At 61.8% G+C, this 18,875-nt stretch carries 16 protein-coding genes; 8 read left to right on the forward strand and 8 right to left on the reverse strand.

The genetic code is table 11. From position 1 onward, the window contains the following. Window positions 1–122: 122 nt before the first annotated feature. The 6 genes from OC445_RS20955 to OC445_RS20980 form a co-directional block, all read right to left on the reverse strand. Complete coding sequence (locus OC445_RS20955; protein WP_054899019.1) at window positions 123–881, reverse strand: helix-turn-helix domain-containing protein; 759 nt, start codon at window positions 879–881, stop codon at window positions 123–125. A gap of 64 nt (window positions 882–945) precedes the next feature. Beyond that, window positions 946–2,388: an amidase gene (locus tag OC445_RS20960; RefSeq protein ID WP_262020327.1), complete on the reverse strand. Its 1,443-nt coding sequence runs from the start codon at window positions 2,386–2,388 to the stop codon at window positions 946–948. Further along, entirely contained in the window at window positions 2,385–3,695 is a 1,311-nt protein-coding gene (locus OC445_RS20965; protein WP_105226076.1) for a citrate-proton symporter, read from the reverse strand. Before OC445_RS20965 ends, OC445_RS20960 begins: the two co-directional genes overlap by 4 nt. A gap of 61 nt (window positions 3,696–3,756) precedes the next feature. After that, a complete protein-coding gene (locus tag OC445_RS20970) occupies window positions 3,757–4,932 on the reverse strand; it encodes a M20 aminoacylase family protein (protein ID WP_262020328.1) in 1,176 nt (391 codons plus the stop codon). Between the two features lie 258 nt (window positions 4,933–5,190). Continuing rightward, window positions 5,191–5,505, reverse strand: a complete 315-nt coding sequence (locus OC445_RS20975) for an amidase (protein ID WP_072446854.1) — start codon at window positions 5,503–5,505, stop codon at window positions 5,191–5,193. After that, window positions 5,502–6,575, reverse strand: coding sequence for a serine hydrolase domain-containing protein (locus OC445_RS20980; protein ID WP_054899012.1), 1,074 nt, complete (start codon window positions 6,573–6,575; stop codon window positions 5,502–5,504). The genes OC445_RS20975 and OC445_RS20980 overlap by 4 nt, the downstream gene beginning before the upstream one ends. A gap of 184 nt (window positions 6,576–6,759) precedes the next feature. Here OC445_RS20980 and olsB point away from each other — a divergent pair, with 184 nt between their 5' ends. Then, window positions 6,760–7,515 carry an L-ornithine N(alpha)-acyltransferase gene (olsB, locus tag OC445_RS20985; RefSeq protein ID WP_054899011.1) on the forward strand — a complete coding sequence of 252 codons (756 nt, stop codon included), beginning with the start codon at window positions 6,760–6,762 and terminating at the stop codon, window positions 7,513–7,515. Further along, on the forward strand, window positions 7,515–8,306 hold the full coding sequence (locus OC445_RS20990; protein ID WP_032893104.1) for a lysophospholipid acyltransferase family protein: 792 nt from the start codon (window positions 7,515–7,517) through the stop codon (window positions 8,304–8,306). Before olsB ends, OC445_RS20990 begins: the two co-directional genes overlap by 1 nt. Window positions 8,307–8,418: 112 nt before the next feature. On the opposite strand, the gene OC445_RS20995 is transcribed toward OC445_RS20990, so the two are convergent. Beyond that, entirely contained in the window at window positions 8,419–9,003 is a 585-nt protein-coding gene (locus tag OC445_RS20995; RefSeq protein WP_054899010.1) for an ACP phosphodiesterase, read from the reverse strand. Between the two features lie 155 nt (window positions 9,004–9,158). On the opposite strand from OC445_RS20995, the gene OC445_RS21000 reads away from it, so the two are divergent. From OC445_RS21000 to OC445_RS21010, 3 genes are read left to right on the forward strand one after another with little or no spacing between them, the layout of a single operon-like run. Then, window positions 9,159–9,470 (forward strand): ArsR/SmtB family transcription factor, encoded by a 312-nt coding sequence (locus OC445_RS21000; protein ID WP_054899009.1) that lies wholly within the window; start codon window positions 9,159–9,161, stop codon window positions 9,468–9,470. Window positions 9,471–9,487: 17 nt separating this feature from the next. Next, window positions 9,488–10,654, forward strand: a complete 1,167-nt coding sequence (locus OC445_RS21005; RefSeq protein WP_054899008.1) for an MFS transporter — start codon at window positions 9,488–9,490, stop codon at window positions 10,652–10,654. Window positions 10,655–10,681: 27 nt separating this feature from the next. Then, window positions 10,682–11,737, forward strand: coding sequence for an alkene reductase (locus OC445_RS21010; protein ID WP_054899007.1), 1,056 nt, complete (start codon window positions 10,682–10,684; stop codon window positions 11,735–11,737). A 343-nt stretch (window positions 11,738–12,080) separates the two neighbouring features. Here OC445_RS21010 and OC445_RS21015 read toward each other — a convergent pair whose 3' ends face one another. Further along, a complete protein-coding gene (locus tag OC445_RS21015; RefSeq protein WP_034125975.1) occupies window positions 12,081–12,713 on the reverse strand; it encodes a TetR family transcriptional regulator in 633 nt (210 codons plus the stop codon). A 265-nt stretch (window positions 12,714–12,978) separates the two neighbouring features. Here OC445_RS21015 and OC445_RS21020 point away from each other — a divergent pair, with 265 nt between their 5' ends. From OC445_RS21020 to adeC, 3 genes are read left to right on the forward strand one after another with little or no spacing between them, the layout of a single operon-like run. After that, entirely contained in the window at window positions 12,979–14,127 is a 1,149-nt protein-coding gene (locus OC445_RS21020) for an efflux RND transporter periplasmic adaptor subunit (protein WP_262020329.1), read from the forward strand. 3 nt (window positions 14,128–14,130) lie between these two features. Beyond that, window positions 14,131–17,292: an efflux RND transporter permease subunit gene (locus OC445_RS21025; protein WP_034125973.1), complete on the forward strand. Its 3,162-nt coding sequence runs from the start codon at window positions 14,131–14,133 to the stop codon at window positions 17,290–17,292. Then, window positions 17,289–18,746 (forward strand): AdeC/AdeK/OprM family multidrug efflux complex outer membrane factor, encoded by a 1,458-nt coding sequence (adeC, locus tag OC445_RS21030; protein WP_003189337.1) that lies wholly within the window; start codon window positions 17,289–17,291, stop codon window positions 18,744–18,746. Before OC445_RS21025 ends, adeC begins: the two co-directional genes overlap by 4 nt. The last annotated feature ends 129 nt before the right edge of the window (window positions 18,747–18,875 follow it).

Below are 18,875 nucleotides of genomic sequence, written 5' to 3' on the forward strand. Positions count from 1 at the left end.
GAGGGAGCTTGCTCCCGTTCGACAGCGCAGCTGGAGCCGGCTTTTTGGGGGCGCTACGCACCCCAGCGGGAGCAAGCTCCCTCGCCACAAAAGCCAGCTGCCGCAGGGTTTTTGCTGTGTTTTCAAACCAGCGTTCGCTGCACTTCGCAGATCGTTTCTTCAAGGCTGCCCATGTGCAAATTCAACACCCGCTCCACCGGCGCCTGATGCATCGGCCAATGCAGCGCCATGCTCCCCACCAATCGGCCATTGGCGCGCACCGGCAAGGCCACCGCCCGGATCAGGAACGGCAAACGCACCGGGTATTCCCAATAGCCCTCGGTACGCTGTCCGAAGCCCTGGTGCTGGGTTTGCTCGCATGCGCGATAGTGCTCGTCTGCCGCCACATGATTGCGGCCTGCCAGGCGCTGTACTTCGTCAGCCGGCAATTGCGTCAGGCAAGCCTTGCCCATCGCCGAGTGGAACAGGCTGGCGTACTGGCCGACGATCTGGCAGTTGTTCGGGTACAGCTTGCGCAACACGCTGGGGATCGCGCTTTCCATGACCTCCAGGCGCTCGCCATCGAAGCACGACAAGTCCACCACCAGCCCAGTGCGCTCGCTGAGCTCCAGCAACCAAGGGGCGGCGCTCTCCACCACCTGGCGCTTGAAGCGTTGCTGGGTATCGCCAAACAAGCGCCGGGCACGCAGGCGGTAACGCCGATCGCTCAGGCCGCGGTAGACCCACCCCTGTTCCTGCAAGGTCAGCAACATGCGCGACACCGTGGCCTTGGGCAGCTGCGTGAGGTAGTGCAGTTCTTCCAGCCCCAGGGCCTGGTGCTCGCCCAGCAACTCGACGATTGCCAGAGCGCGCTCAACCGAGCGTACGGTGCCTGTCTCCATATTCGATCTCCCTGTTGCTGGTGGATGATCTTTTTTCACAGCAAGATACAGGCCCGGTCAGCGCTCAACGGGTCGTTGCAAGGCACGCCGGTGGCCGGCGTTGTACCCATTGGGTCAGTTGTTCATGGGCATAGGCCAATTGCAGTACGGCCCTGTCGGCCTGGGCCGGGCCAATGATTTGCAGGCCCATGGGCAAGCCCTGGGGGTTGAAGCCCACCGGGATGCTCATGCTCGGCAAACCGGCGAGGGTCGGGCCGATCACCACCTCCATCCAGCGGTGATAAGTGTCCATTTCGCGCCCGCCAACGAGGCGTGGCCAAGGCTGTTGTGCATCGAAAGGGAACACCTGGGCGGTGGGCAACAGCAGGAAATCGTAACGTTCGAACAGCTTGCCCAAAGCGCGGTACCACTCACTGCGGTCCACCGACGCCTGGTAAACCTGCTGGGCACTCAAGCCCTGGCCGCCCTCCACTTCCCATTGCGCTTCGGGCTTGAGCAGCGCGCGTTTTTGCGGGTTGGCGTAGGCCGCGCCGAGGTTGCCGTGCACCAGCCAATGGCGGTGTACCAACCAGCAGCGCCACAGGCGCGCCATGGAAAAGTCCGGTTGGCAGCTGTGCACTTCACAGCCCAACCTGGCGAAATCATCCAGCGCCGCTTCGCACAGACTCATCACGCCATCATCCATCGGCAGATAACCGTTGTAGTCCCCCAGCCAACCGAGGCGTGCGCCGTTGAAGTCGCGTTGCAACGGCTGGCCCAGCACAGCGGGATCGTCCCTGGATGACAACGGTGCCCGGGGATCGTAACCGGACTGAATGCTCAGCAACCGCGCCACATCCGTTACGCTGCGCCCCATCGGGCCTTCGGTGCCCAGTTGCTGCACGAACAACTCCGGCATCGGCCCGTGAGGCACCCGCCCCTGGGAGGGGCGCAAGCCGAACACGTTGTTGAACGCCGCCGGGTTGCGCAGCGAGCCCATCATGTCGCTGCCGTCGGCCACCGGCAGCATGCGTAGCGCCAGGGCCACCGCCGCTCCGCCACTGCTACCGCCGGCCGCCAGGCGTGGGTCATAGGCATTGCCGGTGGTGCCAAACAGCGTGTTGTAGGTGTGAGAGCCCAGGCCGAACTCCGGCACGTTGGTCTTGCCGATGATGATCGCGCCACTGGCCCGCACCCGCGCCACGCTGATGGCGTCTTCGTTCGGTACATGCTCGGCGAACAGCGGTGAGCCCAGGGTGGTGCGCAAACCCTGGGTGGCCGCCAGGTCCTTGATGGCCTGGGGCATGCCATGCATCCAGCCACGGGAATGGCCCTGGTCCAACTCACGATCACAGGCCCTCGCCTCGGCCAGCACGGCCTCGCTGCCGCGCAGTGACACCAGCGCATTCACGCCGGGGTTAAAGCGCTGGATCTGCGCCAGGTACGCCTGCATCACCTCTTCGCACGACACCTGCCGCCCATGAATGGCCCGCGACAGCTCAGTGGCATCCCAATCAACAATACTCAAGGCTTCACCTCTCTGGAAAACGGCAGCGGCTTGCTCGCCCGGGGCGCCTCGCGCATGCAGTAAGTGCCCAGCAGCGTCAGCACGCACGCAAACAATACATAAAACGAGGGCGCCACTGGCGTGCCCAGCACCTTGCTCAGCCAGGTCACGATCAACGGCGCGAAACCACCGAACACCATCACCGCCACGTTATAGGCCACCGACACACCGGTCGAGCGCACCTCGATAGGGAACTGCTCGGCCAATGCCGTCGGCGCTGGCCCGAAGAACCCGCCAATCGCCGTGCACAACATCACCTGCATCACCAGCAGACGCTCGATAGACGGCGCGGCGGCCACCCACACATACAACGGGTAGACCATCACGAAGAACGCCAGGGTGAAGGCCATCAACACCGGTCGCCGTCCCAACCGATCCGAGAGCAGGCCGGACAAGGGGATCACCACGGTCATCAGCGCCACCGCAAACATCTGCACCATCAGCACCTGGTCCAGCGGCAGGCCGAGGTTCTTGTGGGCGAAGGTCGGCATGTTCACCAGCACCACGTAGAACGACACCGTCGCCCCGCAGGCCAGGCCCATGGACACCAGGATGCTGCGCCGATGGTCACGCAGCACTTGCATGAGGCTCGGCGCCGGGCCGGTGGCGTTTTTACGCGCCTGGATGAACTCTTCCGGGTCTTCCATGTGCCGACGAATCCACAACCCCACCGGGCCGATCAACAAGCCCAGCACAAACGGCAGGCGCCAGCCCCACAGGTCGAGGGTTTCGGGCGAAAAGAAATGCGTGACCAACGCCACCATCGCCGCCCCGCCGAACACCGCCAGGCATTGCCCTACCAATTGCCAGGAGCCATACAAGCCCTTGCGATGGGCAGGTGCGCTCTCCACCAGAAATGCCGTGGCGCTGGCATATTCACCGCCGGTGGCAAACCCCTGAAGCATCCGCGCCACCACAATCAGCAACGGTGCACCCATGCCGATCGCGGCGTAGTTCGGCGCGAAGGCGATCAGCGCGATGGACACGGTCATCAGCCGGATAATCAACTGCATCGCGGCTTTGCGGCCTTTGCGGTCGGCATAAATACCCAACAGGATGCCGCCCACCGGACGCATGAAAAAGCCCACGCCAAAGGTGGCCAGGGCCATCAGCAGCGACGCGTATTCGTCTTCCGAGGGGAAGAACTGCCGGGCGATGATACTGGCGAGAAAGCCGTAGACGATAAAGTCATACCATTCCAGCGCGTTGCCGATCACGGCCGCCACCACTTGGCGGGTGCGGGAAACGCCAGGCTTTGAAGTCTGCATGAGGAACACTCCATTCAACCGATACAGGGAAAGGGTCCAGCGGCAGAAAAAGATGAGGTCGTCAGGCAGGCTTGAGCCAGCTCTCGGCCAGCGCGCCCCAGTAGGCTGCGCCGGTCAGCAGGATGTCGTCGTTGAAGTCATAGGCGGGGTTGTGCACCATCGGTCGCGACACGCCGTTGCCGATAAACAGGTAACTGCCGGGGCAGCGTTGCAGCATCCAGGCGAAGTCTTCGCTGCCCATCAGCGTGCGGGTGTTGCCATCCACAGCGTCGGCACCGAGCAAGGCCACACCGACCTGGCGGGCGAATTCGGTTTCTTCGGCGTGGTTGACCAGCACCGGGTAGGCCGGCCGGTGTTCGATGTGCACGGTGCAGCCGAAGCTGGCGGCCTGGGTGTGGATGATCGCGTTGACCCGTTCCAGCATCTGTTCGCGCACCGTGGGGTTGAGTGCGCGCAAGCTCAGGCGCAACAGGGCTTGCTGGGGAATCACATTGGCGGCTTGCCCTGCTTGAAGGGCGCCGACCGTGACCACGGCAGCTTCCTGGGTGTCGATATTGCGTGCTACCACCGTTTGCAAGGCCATGACCATACTGGCGGCAGCCACCAGCGGATCGACGGTAAGGTGCGGCATGGAGCCATGGCCACCTACGCCTTCGAGCGTCACGGTGAGCAGGTCCTGGGAGGCCATCATCGGCCCCACTCTCAAGCCCAGATGCCCAGCCGGCAAGCCTGGCATATTGTGCATGCCGAACAACCCGTCGCAGGGGAAGCGCTCCAGCAACCCATCTGCAAGCATCGCCTCGGCGCCGCCCTGGCCTTCTTCGGCGGGTTGGAAAATCAGGTTCAAAGTACCGTCGAATTGCTGCGTCGCCGCCAAGTAACGCGCGGCACCGAGCAACATGGTGGTGTGGCCGTCATGGCCGCAGGCGTGCATGCAGCCGGCATGTTGGCTGGTGTAGGCCGCGCCGGTGTTTTCGATGATGGGCAAGGCGTCCATGTCGGCGCGAATCCCCAACGTGCGCGAGCTGTTGCCATTGCGCAACACACCGACCACACCGGTCCTGCCGATGCCGGTGTGCACCTCGTAACCCCACTCCTTGAGTGACTGTGCGACCAGCGCTGAGGTGCGGTTCTCTTCAAAGCCGAGTTCGGGGTGGGCGTGGATATCGTGACGCACAGCGTGCAAGTCGCTGGCAACGTCGCTGAGCCAATCCAGGATGTGCTGGTGCGGGCGCATGGTGATTCTCCTCACAGGCGGGTGGTCCCGTTCTTGTTGGCGACACATCGACAGCTAAGCGCGATGTGCGCGTGAGGACAATCAAAGGTGGTTCCACCCTGTGGAACCTCAGGGCCGGTTCTTTTTCCGAGAACCCACGCAGATAATCTAAATGTGGGAGCTGGCTTGCCTGCGATGGCGGCGGCACAGGCACCAGTGATGTTGGCTGACCTGGCGCTATCGCAGGCAAGCCAGCTCCCACAGGAGAATTTGGGTGTGTCAGGGGTTGAGGCGGCAGCCTTGACGGTCGCCCAACCACCGCGCTGTATGGGTACGCCCCAACCCACTCGCCGTGACTTCACTGCGTTCCGGCGAGTCAGTGAACGCACTGATGGGCACGTACTGCTTCACATACCCCAGGCAATACTGCGCCGGGTTGTTGGCCACGTACCGGCACGAGCAGTACTCCTTGGCGGTGTACGCCGCGATGATGTCGGGGAAGGCTTGCAGGTTGACGCGCTCGTGCCAAACCCAGCCGAACAATGCGAAAAGCAACACCAGTAAAACGCTGATGAACGGATGACGACGGATCATGAGCGCACCGCCGCCAGCACGCGTTTGAGCAGTTCGTTATGCCGGTAACTGCCATCCCGATCATCGCCGTAACGCACGATCACCAGGTGTTCGTCGGGCAGCACAAACAGCGCCTGGCCCCAGTGCCCCAGCGCGGCGAAGGTAGTGGCCGGTGCGTCGGGCCAGGGTTGGGGGGCGCCGGTATTGAGCCACCAATGGCCGCCCGGCACAGCTTCATCCTGGCCGGCTTTGTAGCGGTCGAAGGGCCGGCGGTTGAAGGCGACCCAGTCCTTGGGCAGCAGTTGCCGCACGCCCCAGCGCCCATCCCGGGCCATAAGTAACCCTACTCGTGCCAGATCCCGGGCCGTGAGGTAGGCATAGGACGACGCGACAAACGTCTCATCGGCATCGGTTTCCCAGGTTGCGTCGCGAATGCCCAGGGGCTGGAACAGCGCGTCCCACGGGTAGGTCATGTAGGCCTTGTGGCCGAGCATGCCCTTGAGCGCAGCGGACAGGATAGTGCTGTCGCCACTGGAATAACGGAAAGCCTGGCCAGGGGCGGCGGCGGCCTCGGTATCCGCCGCGAATTGCGCCATGTCGGTGTGGCCACGGGTGTAGAGCATCGCCACCACCGAAGATTTCAACGGGGCGTACTCGTAGTCTTCCTGCCAATCCAACCCTGAGGCCCAGTGCAGCAGGTCAGCCATGCTCACCTTGGGGTGCTGCTTCATCGGCGGGAAGAAACGTGCGGCGGGGTCGTTGAGTTTGAAGCGGCCTTGCCCATAGGCCACGCCCAGCACGGTAGCCATCAGGCTTTTGCTGACAGACCAGGTCAGGTGCGGCGTGCTGGCAGTGGTGGGCGCGGCGTAGCGTTCATAAATGATTTCGCCGTCACGAATGACCAGCAACGCGTCGGTGCGAATACCGTTGCGGGTGGCATCGTCGCGGGGTGGGAAAGCGTAGGCGTCCAGGGCATCGACAGCGGGGCCGGCGAGAGATGTGCCCACGGCCCACTCCTTATCAGGCCAGATTTCAGCGCGGGCATTCACGGTGACAAACAGCAGGGCAACGCACAACAGGCCTCGGACCATGGACGCAAACTCAAGGGGGCATTCAAGCCCGCGAGCCTAGCTCACGCCAGTGACAGATTTGCGACAAGGGGGCTGTCATCCAACCGTCACCGTAACTTCATGGAGCTGACACCGAGGCTACATAGCCTGACTTTGGACAACAAAGTCGACTGGCCGCAACCTGGCCGGCACCCGGAGACTCGCTATGACTCAGATCGCCCGCATCAGCGACAAAGGCAATGAACGCCGTCTGCAAGCCGAACGCCTGGTAGGCGCACAGGCATTGCAGGAAGCCCAGGCCCTGCGGTTCAACGTGTTCAGCGGCGAGTTCAACGCCAAGCTGAAAGGCGCGGAACTGGGTCTGGACATGGATGACTATGATGTTCACTGCAGCCATATCGGCGTGCGGGATTTGAACAGCGGTCGACTCGTCGCGACTACCCGTCTGCTCGACCACCAGGCCGCCAGCACCCTGGGCCGGTTCTACAGTGAAGAAGAATTCAGCCTGCATGGCCTGCTGCGCTTGCAGGGCCCGATCCTGGAGATTGGCCGCACCTGCGTCGACCCGGCCTATCGCAATGGCGGCACCATCGCGGTGTTGTGGGGCGAGTTGGCCGAAGTGCTCAACCAGGGCGGCTACAGCTACCTGATGGGCTGCGCGAGCATCCCGATGCACGATGGCGGCATCCAGGCCCACGCGATCATGCAGCGCTTGCGCGAGCGCTACCTGTGCAACGAACACCTGCGCGCCGAACCGAAAAAACCGCTGCCGGCCCTGGACCTGCCGTCCAACGTCATCGCCGAAATGCCGCCGCTGCTCAAGGCCTACATGCGCCTGGGCGCGAAGATCTGCGGCGAGCCGTGCTGGGATGAAGACTTCCAGGTAGCAGACGTGTTTATCCTGCTCAAGCGCGACGAGTTGTGCCCGCGCTACGCGCGCCACTTCAAGGCGGCCATGTGATGAACCGCCTGCGCATCTACGGGCGCATCGCCCGCGTGTTGTTGGTGGTGGGGCTGGGGCTGAGCATGGCCAGTGTGTTTGGCTTGTTCGAGCGCCTGGGCGTGGCTAACTCAATGGTGCGGCGCCAGCGTTGGTCGCGCTTCTTTATGGCGCGACTGACCAACGCCCTGCCCTTTCGCGTAACGGTGCATGGCGAGTTGCCGCAAACGCCGATGCTGTGGGTGAGCAATCACGTGTCCTGGACGGATATCCCGTTGCTGGGCATGGTGGCGCCGATGTCGTTTTTGTCCAAGGCCGAGGTGCGCACCTGGCCGGTGGCCGGCTGGCTAGCGGCCAAGGCTGGCAGCCTGTTTATTCGCCGCGGATCAGGTGACAGCCAACTGATCCGCAAGCAAATGACCCGTCATCTGGAGCAACAGCACCCCTTGCTGATGTTCCCCGAGGGCACCACCACCGACGGGCGCGGCCTGCGCACGTTCCACGGGCGCTTGCTGGCCAGCGCGATCGATGCGGATGTATCACTGCAGCCGGTAGCGATTCGGTATCTGCGCGACGGCCAAGTCGACCCGCTGGCACCCTTTATTGGCGATGATGATTTGCTCTCGCACCTGATGCGCTTGTTTTCCAATGACCGCGGCGATGTGGAGATTCATGTGCTCAAGCCGATTGCCTGCGCCGGGCAGGAACGTGCGGCATTGGCGTATCAGGCGCAGCAGGCGGTGCAGAAGGCATTGTTCGGCCCGGTGCCGGAAACCGAGCAAGTGGCCGCTCGGCCTGCATTCGCAGCCTGAAGCAATGTGAACTCAATCCAAATGTGGGAGCTGGCTTGCCTGCGATGGCGGTGGGTCAGCCATAACATTCTCAACCGGTAGGCCGCTATCGCCGGCAAGCCAGCTCCCACATTCAGATCTCAATAGTCAGTTGAGATTGCGCAAATTTCTGCAACTCTGGGTAGAACAGTCGAAAGTCGCCACTCAGGGGTTCATACAAAACCCGCAACTCCTGCATCGCATACCCCAGTTCCTCAGGCTGTGTCAGCCGCCGCGAAATCCCGCGCAATACCTGCTCCATCACCGCAAACTCGCGGTAAGAGCCCAACCAATCATCCGCAGCCATATACGGCGCAATCTGCGCCAGCCGCCCCGGTAGTGCGGGTTCGGCGGCCAGTGCCCGATATACCCGAGAGGTGAATAGCTCCAGAGGCTGGTCGGCATACAGCGCCCAATCCCGCGCCAGGCAATGGTCGAAAAACACATCGAGGACGATCCCGGCATAGCGCCTGCGGGTCAGACTGAAGCGCGACAACGCCTCGCCCACCAGCGGATGGCTATCGGTAAAGCGGTCGATGGAGCGATGCAACTGGATCGCCGCTTCGATTTGCGGGCTGAACTGGCCCTGCAGGCGGCCTTTGACGAAGTCGCCATAGAGACTGCCCAGCAATTGCGCAGGAAGTTGGCCGCCCAGGTGCAGATGTGCGAGATAATTCATGCTACGCAGTCTACCACTGCCACTCGCATATCGTTATAACCCGATATACCGATTTGGCCTGGCCTCAGATCAAAATCATATTGGTATATCGGAATATTACGATTTAAAGTTCGCCTCATCGCGATATAACGCTTTACGACACCGAGCACCCTGCCATGTCCATCGACCTCGACGAAATAATAAAAGCCCTGGCGCACCCAGTACGACGAGACATCCTCACCTGGCTCAAAGACCCGAAAGTGCAGTTCCCCGAGCAATTGCACAACCACGAATACGGCATCTGCGCCGGGCAGATCGACCAACGCTGCGGCTTGTCCCAGTCGACCGTGTCGGCGCACCTGGCCACCTTGCAACGGGCGGGTTTGATCAGCAGCCAGAAAGCCGGGCAGTGGCACTTTTTCAAGCGCAACGAGGAAGTGATCCAAGCCTTTCTCGCTGCGCTCATTACCGAACTCAGCGCACCGTAATCATCAAGGACACGTCCATGCCCCTCTCGCTACTCATACTGGCCCTGAGCGCCTTCGCCATCGGCACCACCGAGTTCGTCATCATGGGCTTGCTGCCCGATGTGGCGGCGGACCTGGGTGTGTCGATTCCCGGAGCCGGCTGGCTGGTCACCGGCTACGCCCTGGGCGTGGCCATCGGCGCACCGTTCATGGCACTGGCCACCGCCAGGCTGCCACGCAAGGCGGCGCTGGTAGCGTTGATGGGTATTTTCATTATCGGCAATCTGCTCTGTGCCCTGGCAAGCGACTACAACGTGCTGATGTTTGCCCGTGTGGTCACAGCGTTGTGCCACGGTGCCTTCTTCGGGATTGGCTCGGTGGTGGCGGCCAACCTGGTACCGGCCAACAAACGTGCGTCGGCCGTGGCGCTGATGTTCACCGGGTTGACCCTGGCGAACGTGCTGGGCGTGCCCCTGGGTACGGCGCTGGGCCAGGAAGCCGGCTGGCGCTCGACCTTCTGGGCCGTGACCGTGATTGGCGTAATCGCCTTGATCGGCCTTATTCGCTTCCTGCCCGCCAAGCGTGACGAAGAAAAACTCGACATGCGCGCCGAACTGGCCGCCCTCAAGGGTGCCGGTATCTGGCTGTCGCTGAGCATGACCGCGCTGTTTGCCGCGTCTATGTTCACCCTCTTTACCTACGTCGCGCCGCTGCTGGGCGATGTCACCGGCGTGTCGCCCAAGGGCGTGACCTGGACCCTGCTGCTGATCGGCCTGGGGCTCACCGTGGGCAACATCATCGGCGGCAAACTGGCGGACAAGCGCCTGGCGGCCACCTTGATCGGCGTGTTCATCAGCATGGCGATGGTTTCCACGGTGTTGAGCTGGACCAGCGTTGCGGTGATACCGACTGAAATCACCCTGTTCCTGTGGGCCACCGCCTCGTTCGCCGCCGTGCCGGCGCTGCAAATCAACGTGGTGACCTTCGGCAAGGCCGCGCCGAACCTGGTATCCACCCTGAACATCGGTGCCTTCAACATTGGCAACGCCCTCGGCGCCTGGGTCGGCGGCAGCGTGATTGCCCACGGCTTCGGCCTGACCAGCGTGCCCCTGGCCGCTGCAGCACTGGCGATTCTCGCGCTGCTGGTGACCCTGATCACTTTCCGTCAGGGCGGCAATGCCGACCTGGCCCCCGCGACCCACTGATCAACTTAAAGAGAAGGTGTTTTTTCCATGACGACTATTTTCGATCCGATCACACTGGGCGACGTGCAACTGTCGAACCGCATCATCATGGCGCCGCTGACCCGCTGCCGCGCGGATGCCGGGCGCGTGCCCAATGCGCTGATGGCCGAGTACTACGTGCAACGCGCCTCCGCCGGGCTGATCCTCAGCGAAGCCACTTCCGTGACACCGATGGGCGTGGGCTACCCGGACACCCCCGGCATCTGGTCCAACGACCAGGTGCGCGGCTGGGCCAACATCACCAAGGCCGTGCATGGCGCGGGCGGCAAGATCTTCCTGCAGTTGTGGCACGTTGGCCGCATCTCCCACGAGTCCTACCTGAACGGGGAAACCCCGGTGGCTCCGAGTGCGGTCCAGGCTAAAGGCCACGTCAGCCTAGTTCGCCCATTGGCCGGCTACCCAACCCCGCGCGCCCTGGAAACCGCTGAAATCGCCGACATCGTCGACGCTTATCGCACCGGCGCCGAGAACGCCAAGGCCGCCGGTTTCGACGGCGTGGAAATCCACGGCGCCAACGGCTACCTGCTTGACCAGTTCCTGCAGAGCAGCACCAACCAGCGCACCGACCAGTACGGTGGTTCCCTGGAAAACCGTGCGCGCCTGTTGCTGGAAGTCACCGACGCCGCCATCGAAGTCTGGGGCGCCGGCCGCGTGGGCGTGCACCTGGCACCGCGTGCTGACGCGCATGACATGGGCGACGACAACCTCGCCGAGACCTTCACCTACGTCGCCAGCGAACTGGGCAAGCGCGGCATCGCCTTCATCTGCTCCCGCGAAAAAGAAGGTGCGGATAGCCTCGGCCCACAGCTGAAAAAAGCCTTCGGCGGCGTATACATCGCCAACGAACGTTTCACCAAAGACAGCGCCAACGCCTGGCTGGCGGCGGGCAAGGCGGATGCAGTGGCCTTTGGTATTCCTTTTATCGCCAACCCGGACCTGCCGGCGCGACTGAAGGCCGATGCGCCGTTGAACGAGCCGCACCCTGAAACTTTCTATGGCAAAGGCCCGGTGGGTTACATCGACTACCCGACGCTGCCGATCTAACCTAACCCGCAAACCCAATGCTGTAGGAGCGAGCTTGCTCGCGAGAAACTAAGAGGCGCCGCGTTCACTCAGGAAGCACGCGTTATCGTTGAAGTTTTTCGCGAGCAAGCTCGCTCCTACAGTGTCAGGAGCAAGTCCCCTCTCACATTTGTGCCTGTCTGTAGCCCCCATGGAAACATCGCTTCACAGAACGGCAACAATATCGCTACAAAATACTTAGCCGGCTACCTATCAACCGCCCGCCAGGCCGTATATAAAGTCACCCCACAAATCAGCCAGAAGGACGATTGACCGTCCTTAGGCTTTACTGTTGACACAACGGGTTGCAATTACGCATTTTGTTTCAATTGCGCAGGCTGGGGCTCAGGCGCAGCATGTCCAGCCCTATATCAGCCCAGCGCTCGGCGTCCTGGTGCAGTTCAAAGCTATCGGGGACCAGCAGCCACTGGCCGATCAAACCGTGGATGAAGGCATGTATGCAGACAGCCCCACGGGTGGTGTCGAGATTTTCAGGCAGTTGCCCGCGATGAACCGCGTTACGCAACGTCAGGCTGATACGCAGGTTGCATTCCAGGCTGTGGGTCTGGCGTTGGCGGCGCATGTCACACATTTCATCGGTGAACTCGCACTTATGAAACAGAATCTCGTTGATGCGCCGGGTTTTCGGGTCCAGGGCCACTTCATGGTAGAGATGAATCAGCAGCTTGCGCATACAGCCCAGCGGGTCGACTTCATCCTCGCTTTCACTCGCCCGGGCCAATTCGTCCAGGGGTTCGTGCAGCGTATCGAGCAAGGCCTGGAGCAAATCGGACTTATTGCTGAAATGCCAATAGATAGCCCCACGCGTCACGCCCGCCAACGCGGCGATGTCCGCCAGGGTGGTACGCGCTACGCCACGCTCATAAAAGGCTTGCTCGGCGGCTTGGAGAATCTGGCTGCGCGTTTCCTGAGCTTCCTCTTTGGTGCGACGAACCATGGCAGTAAAACCTCAATCGGGACACTGTGGACGGTACTTGACCGTCATCTGAATAATTATGGGACGACGCCGTCATGGGCGCCGAACGTACTAGAATCGAGGCTTGCGGCGGTGCTTTGTCAACATTGCGCGAAGCCTGTCAAGAGTTTACAAACAACCATGAACGTAAGTATATTGCGTAGCAAGCTACTTATCCACTCACGGCTTGTTTTTTACCCTTCCACACTTCTTGTGCGCACTCTGCGCGCCTGACCCGAGGATCTTCATGCAACTTAAGCCAGCTGTTACCGCTCTGGTCACTGCCGTCGCCCTGGCATCGCTGCTCAGCGGATGTAAAAAGGAAGAAGCGGCACCGCCCGCTCAAACCCCTCAGGTCGGCGTGGTCACCATTCAACCGCAAGCCTATACCCTGACCACCGAGCTGCCAGGCCGCACCACGGCCTTTCGCATTGCGGAAGTCCGGCCGCAAGTCAACGGCATCATTCTCAAGCGCCTGTTCAAGGAAGGCGCCGACGTGAAGGAAGGGCAACAGCTCTACCAGATCGACCCGTCGGTGTATGAAGCCACGCTCAAAAGCGCACAAGCGAGCCTGACCCAGACCAAATCCATCACCGATCGCTACAAGCAATTGGTCGATGAACAAGCCGTCAGCCGTCAGGAATACGACACCGCCGTTGCCAACCGCATGACTGCCGAGGCAAACGTTCAAACCGCCCAGATCAACGTGCGCTATACCAAGGTGTACGCGCCGATCTCCGGGCGTATTGGCCGTTCTTCGGTCACCGAAGGCGCACTGGTCAGCAATGGCCAGGCCGACGCCATGGCGGTGATCCAGCAACTGGACCCGATCTACGTCGACGTCACGCAATCTTCGGCTGAAATGCTCAAGCTGCGTCGCGATCTGGCGAGTGGCCAACTGGAAAAAGCCGGCGAAAACGCTGCCAAGGTCAAGCTGACCCTGGAAGACGGCACGGCCTACGCCCAGGACGGCAAGCTGGAGTTCTCCGAAGTGTCGGTCGACCAGACCACCGGTTCCGTGACCCTGCGCGCCGTGTTCCCCAACCCTGACCACGTGCTGCTGCCGGGCATGTTCGTACACGCCCAGTTGCTGGCCGGTGTGAACAGCAAGGCCATCCTGGCTCCGCAACAAGGCGTGACCCGTGACCTGCGTGGCATTCCGACAGCGCTGATCGTGAACAAGGACAACAAGGTCGAGCAACGCGAACTGGTTGCCAACCGTACCGCCGGTGCCTACTGGCTGGTGGAAAAAGGCCTCAATGCCGGTGATCGCGTCATCACCGAAGGCTTGCAGTACGTCAAGCCAGGCGCCGAGGTGAAGGTCACGGAAGCCTCCAACGCTAACCCCGCCGGTACTGCCGCAGCGCCTGCTGCCGCTGCTGGTCAAGGGGAGTAATCCATGTCGAAATTTTTTATCGACCGTCCCATTTTCGCCTGGGTAATTGCCCTGGTGATCATGCTGGTCGGGGCACTCTCGATCCTGAAGTTGCCCATCAACCAATACCCGGCCATTGCGCCAACGGCCATTGATATCCAGGTGACCTACCCAGGCGCGTCCGCACAAACCGTGCAGGACACCGTGGTGCAGGTCATCGAGCAACAGCTCAACGGTATCGACAACCTGCGTTATGTCTCCTCGGACAGTAACTCCGACGGCAGCATGACCATCACCGTGACGTTCAACCAGGGTACCAACCCGGATATCGCTCAGGTCCAGGTACAGAACAAGCTCAACCTGGCCACCCCACTGCTGCCGCAAGAAGTGCAGCAACAGGGTATCCGCGTGACCAAGTCGGTGAAGAACTTCCTGATGGTGATCGGTCTGGTGTCGGAAGACGGCAGCATGACCAAGGACGACCTCTCCAACTACATCGTGTCCAACATCCAGGACCCGATCTCCCGTACCGCGGGGGTGGGTGACTTCCAGGTGTTCGGTTCGCAGTACGCCATGCGTATCTGGCTCGACCCGGCCAAACTGAACAATTACCAGCTCACGCCAGTGGACGTCAGCAATGCCATCAAGGCCCAGAACGTGCAGGTGGCCACCGGCCAACTGGGCGGCCTGCCTGCCCTGCCCGGTACCCAACTGAACGCTACGATCATCGGCAAGACGCGCCTGCAAAGCACCGAGGAATTCGCCAAGATCCTGATGAAGGTGAACACCGACGGCTCCCAGGTTCGCCTGGGTGACGTCGCGCGCATCGAACTGGGCGGCCAGAACTACAGCATCAGTGCACAGTTCAACGGCAAGCCGGCTTCGGGTATGGCGATCAAGCTGGCGGCCGGTGCCAACGCACTGGACACTGGCAAGGCCATCCGCGAAACGGTCAAGTCCCTGGAGCCGTTCTTCCCGCCTGGCATGAAGGCGGTGGTGCCGTATGACACCACCCCGGTCGTGACCGAATCGATCTCCGGTGTGGTTCACACCCTGGTCGAAGCGATCGTGCTGGTGTTCCTGGTGATGTTCCTGTTCCTGCAGAACTTCCGTGCCACCATCATCACTACCATGACCGTACCGGTGGTATTGCTGGGTACCTTCGGGATCCTGGCGGCGTGCGGCTTCACCATCAACACCTTGACCATGTTCGGCATGATCCTGGCCATCGGCTTGCTGGTGGACGATGCCATCGTCGTGGTGGAAAACGTCGAACGGGTAATGGCCGAGGAGCACCTGTCGCCCAAGGAAGCAACGATCAAGTCCATGGGCCAGATCCAGGGTGCCCTGGTGGGTATTGCCCTGGTACTGTCGGCGGTACTGCTGCCGATGGCGTTCTTCGGTGGTTCCACCGGTGTGATCTACCGGCAGTTCTCCATCACCATCGTTTCGGCGATGGCGTTGTCGGTGCTGGTTGCCCTGATCTTCACCCCGGCTTTGTGCGCCACCATGCTCAAGCCGATTGATCCGGAAAAACACGGCCAGCCCAAGCGCGGCTTCTTCGGCTGGTTCAACCGCACCTTCGACCGTGGCGTACTCAAGTACGAGCGCGGCGTGGGCGGCATGATCAAGCACAAGATCCCGGCATTCCTGGTGTATGCGCTGATCCTGGCCGGCATGATCTGGATGTTCACCCGTATTCCAAGCGCGTTCCTGCCTGAGGAAGACCAGGGTGTGATCTTCGCCCAGGTGCAGACACCGGTCGGTGCTTCGGCTGAGCGCACGCAGAAAGTCGTCGACGACATGCGCGCCTTCCTGCTGAACGACAAGGAAGGCGAGCCAGGCGAAGGCAAGGCGGTGAAGTCGGTGTTTACCGTGAACGGCTTCAACTTCGCCGGTCGTGGCCAGAGCTCCGGGCTTGCGTTCGTGATGCTCAAGCCGTGGGATGAGCGTGATTCGAGCCAGTCGGTGTTCGAAGTGGCCAAGCGTGCCCAGGGTTACTTCTTCGGGGCCTTCAAGGACGCCATGGTTTTCGCCATCGTGCCGCCTTCGGTGCTGGAGTTGGGTAACGCCACGGGTTTCGACGTGTTCCTGCAAGACCAGGGTGGCGTCGGCCACGACAAGCTGATGGCTGCACGTAACCAGTTCCTGGGTGCGGCGGCACAAAGCAAGGTGCTGGCCGGCGTGCGTCCTAACGGCGTGAACGACGAGCCGCAGTACGAGCTGACCGTTGACGACGAGAAAGCCAGTGCCCAAGGCATCAGCCTGGCGGATATCCAGCAGACCCTGGCCATTGCCTTGGGTGGTAGCTACATCAACGACTTCATCGACCGTGGTCGCGTGAAGAAGGTGTATGTACAAGGCGACGCCGCCAGCCGGATGTCGCCCGAAGACCTGGACAAATGGTACGTGCGCAGCAACGACGGGAAAATGGTGCCGCTGTCGGCCATCTCGTCGGGCAAGTGGATCTACGGTTCGCCCAAGCTTTCGCGATACAACGGTGTAGCGGCGATGGAAATCCTCGGTACCCCGGCACCGGGCTACAGTACCGGTGATGCGATGGCCGAAGTCGAACGCATCGCCAAAGAACTGCCGGCCGGTGTCGGTTACGCCTGGACAGGCCTGTCGTACGAAGAACGCCTTTCCGGTTCCCAGGCGCCAGCACTGTACGCACTGTCGCTGCTGGTCGTGTTCTTGTGCCTGGCGGCACTGTACGAAAGCTGGTCGATCCCGATCGCGGTGATTCTGGTTGTACCTCTGGGTGTGATCGGTGCACTGATCGCCACCAGCATGCGCGGCTTGTCCAACGACGTGTTCTTCCAGGTGGGCCTGTTGGTGACGGTGGGCCTGGCGGCGAAAAACGCCATCCTCATCGTGGAATTCGCCAAGGAACTGCATGAGCAAGGCAAAGGCATCGTCGAGGCGGCTATCGAAGCATCCCGCATGCGTCTGCGCCCGATCATCATGACCTCGTTGGCGTTCATGCTCGGCGTATTGCCGCTGGCAATCTCCACCGGCGCCGGTTCAGGCAGCCAGCACGCAATCGGTACCGGCGTTATCGGCGGTATGATCACGGCCACTGTGCTGGCGATCTTCTGGGTGCCACTGTTCTACGCAACCGTGTCCGCCGCTGGCGAACGCAAAAAGAAAGACACTACTGAAACTCCTAAAGAGGCTGGCCAATGAGCAAGTCGCTACTTTCCCTAGCCGTCACCGCATTCGTGCTCAGTGGCTGCTCGCTGATACCTGACTATCAGCGTCCCGAAGCGCCGGTGGCCGCGCAGTTCCCGCAGGGGCCGGCGTATTCGTCGGCCCAGGCGCCGAGCCAGGCCGCTGCCGAGCAAGGCTGGAAGCAGTTTTTCCATGACCCTGCCCTGCAGCAATTGATCCAGACCGCGTTGGTGAACAACCGTGACCTACGTGTCGCGGCGCTGAACATCGACGCCTATGCAGCGCAATACCAGATCCAGCGTGCCGACCTGTTCCCGGCGGTATCGGCCACCGGTAACGGCAGCCGTTCGCGCACCCCGGCCAAGCTGTCGCAGACCGGCGAATCGACCATCGCCAGCCAGTACTCGGCGGGCCTTGGCATCAGTTCGTATGAGCTGGACCTGTTCGGCCGCGTGCGCAGCCTCAGTGAAGAAGCGCTGCAAAAGTACTTCGCCACTGAAGAAGCGCGCCGCAGCACCCAAATCAGCCTGGTGGCCAGCGTGGCCAATGCCTACCTGACCTGGCAGGCCGACAAGGAGCTGCTCAAGCTGACCCAGGACACCCTGGCCGCGTTCGAGCAAAGCTACAAGCTCACCTCGCGCAGCAATGAAGTCGGCGTGGCCTCGGCCCTCGACCTCAGCCAGGCACGCACCTCGGTGGAAAACGCCCGTGTGCAACTGGCGCGTTACACCCGCCAGGTGGCCCAGGACGAAAACAGCCTGACCCTGCTGCTGGGCACCGGCCTGCCGGCGAATATCGCCAGCAAGCCGCTGTCCGATGACCTGCTCAGCGAAGTGCCTGCCGGGTTGCCCTCGGACCTGCTGCAACGTCGCCCAGACATCGTGCAAGCCGAGTACAACCTCAAGGCCGCCAACGCCAACATCGGCGCGGCCCGTGCGGCGTTCTTCCCGAGCATCAGCCTGACCGCCAGCGCCGGTACTGCCAGCCCTACCCTGGGTGGCCTGTTCAAAGGCGGTTCGGGGACCTGGGCGTTTGCCCCGCAGATCAACATCCCGATCTTCAACGCCGGTAGCCTGCGCGCAAGCCTGGACTACTCGAAGATCCAGAAAGAGATCAACGTGGCCAACTACGAGAAGGCCATCCAGACCGGCTTCCAGGAAGTCTCCGACGGCCTGGCCGCGCGTGCGACCTACAAGCAGCAACTGGATGCCCAGCGCGGCTTCGTCGAGGCTAACCAGGATTACTACCGCCTGGCCGAGCGTCGCTACCGCATTGGTGTCGACAGCAACCTGACCTTCCTCGACGCCCAGCGCCAACTGTTCAGTGCCCAGCAATCGCTGATCACCGACCGCCTGGCGCAGCTCACCAGCGAGGTCAACCTGTACAAGGCCCTCGGCGGTGGCTGGAACGAGCAGACTGCGAAGAACGAGCCGTTGAAAGAACAAGCACCGCCGTTGAAGTTGTTCTGATAGCGCGGGTGTGAAAAACCGCTTCCCTCACCGGAAGCGGTTTTTTTATGCCTGCATTGTTGCCCGTACAACTTACGTTCGATCATCGCCCACAACCCGCCTTCCCCTACTTTCATCGCCCCCGCACCG

This window comes from Pseudomonas sp. Pse35 (genome assembly GCF_024519715.1).
Classification (GTDB): domain Bacteria; phylum Pseudomonadota; class Gammaproteobacteria; order Pseudomonadales; family Pseudomonadaceae; genus Aquipseudomonas; species Aquipseudomonas paracarnis.